Annotated in this window: 1 pseudogene; it reads right to left on the minus strand. The window is 40.6% G+C overall.

The annotated features are described in order from the left end of the window. Window positions 1-190: 190 nt before the first annotated feature. Window positions 191-1,717 (minus strand): annotated as a pseudogene (locus tag QUA04_RS29500) (adenylate/guanylate cyclase domain-containing protein); the annotation flags it as partial. Window positions 1,718-1,809: the final 92 nt, after the last annotated feature.

Below are 1,809 nucleotides of genomic sequence, written 5' to 3' on the forward strand. Positions count from 1 at the left end.
TCTGAGTTTCACACATTTGAGCTTGTAGAGAAAGTCCCTCTTGACTTTCGAGCGCTCTTCTTAACTTGTCACCAATGAAGAGAGGCAAACAAGCTCCCAGCTATAAGTCGGCTCAAAAAGCTTTAAGACGATTAATCGAATTGGCTATTACAACAACGACAGCAACAACCCCTTTTGAGCTAACGCATCATTAGTACCGATCGGGTTGAGTGCACCGCTGTTGATAAATTTTAGCCACTTTATCTGTAGGATTGTGGCGCAGGCACTCAGCAAATAATCGCTCAGCATCTCTAAGCTTTTGCCAATGGTAGAGTATCAAAGCTTCTTCAAATAGCGTTCTCGTGGCTACCTTGCCCTCATAAGTCTCAGGCGGGTCGGCATCGAAAACTTCCAAAATCGATACCGTTTTTGATTTTCCTTTAACTTTTACGCGATCGATAAGACGGATAGCATACTGGTTAGAATCTGGCAAAGACTGGAAAGTGTGGTGACTAATTAACATCGAAATGCCATATTGTTTAGTCAAGCTTTCTATCCGCGAGGCTAAATTTACAGCATCGCTAATCACCGTGCTATCCATCCGGTTTTTTCCCCCAACCGTACCGAGTATTAAAGAACCTGTATTGATGCCAATGCCAATCTTAATCGGCACGAATCCAGAAGCGGTGCGATGTTGATTATATTCGGTAAGACGATGCAGCATATCAATTCCTGCTTTCACTGCATTATCTGCCTCGCCACTAAATAGAGCCATAATTGCATCGCCAATATATTTATCAATAAATCCTTGATTTTCAGTAATAGCTGGCTCCATGTGAGACAAATAGGAATTAATAAATTTGAAATTGTCTTGAGGGTTCATACTTTCCGATAAAGTTGTGAAGTCCCGAATATCGGAAAAGAGTACCGACATTTCCTGTTGAACTTGGTCGCCTAATTTAACATCAATAATGCTCTCTTTATCCAAAATTTGGAGAAATTGACGGGGGACAAAGCGCTCAAAAGCTTGGTTGAGTTCGGTGAGATTATTGTAGAGACGGGCATTTTCAATGGAAATTGCTGCCTGAGAGGAAAGCAGATTTAAGAGTTCTACGCGATCGGGACTAAAAGCCTCTGTGGTTAGATTATTTTCTAAATAGATAATTCCTACCAGTTTACCTTGATGTTGGAGAGGGAAGCACAAAATTGATTTAGGCTTATGTACTTTGATATAGGGGGAATGAGCAAATTTAGGGTCATTAGCAGCATCGTTCAAGACTACACTTTCCTGCGTGCGAGCCACATAGTTAACAATTGTGTGAGACATTAGAAGTTTATCATTAGGTTGCCATACAGACTGGACGGGGATTGACTGCAACACAGTCACATTATCTTCATCCACAGAACCCTCAGCTTCAATCAGCAATTTTCCCTTCTTTTCCAGAATCAAAAAGCCCTTTTGCGCTCCGGCATTCTCAATAATAATCCGCATCAATTTTGCCAGTAATTTATCTAGCACAATTTCTTCAGATAGGGTTTGTGAAGCTTTCATGACTGTGGTCAAATCCAGCTCAGAAGAAGTGCTACTTCCTGTTGTGGTAGGCGGCGTGGATATTTTTGTGCTAAGTGTTCCCCTGTTCGAGGGCTTTCTTTGTAATAACTGAGGATAGCGCGTATCTAAATCGTTAACTTTAGCTGTTGCACCCCAGCGAAGATAACAATAATGGGCATCTTGCATATAGACTTGCGCGATTTTAAGTAGTCAAACAAAATTAATTACACAAACAACTAATATGATATAATAAAAAATATCAAGTTGTGTTCAAAGAA

The organism is Microcoleus sp. S13_C5, assembly GCF_036700845.1.
Classification (GTDB): domain Bacteria; phylum Cyanobacteriota; class Cyanobacteriia; order Cyanobacteriales; family Microcoleaceae; genus Microcoleus.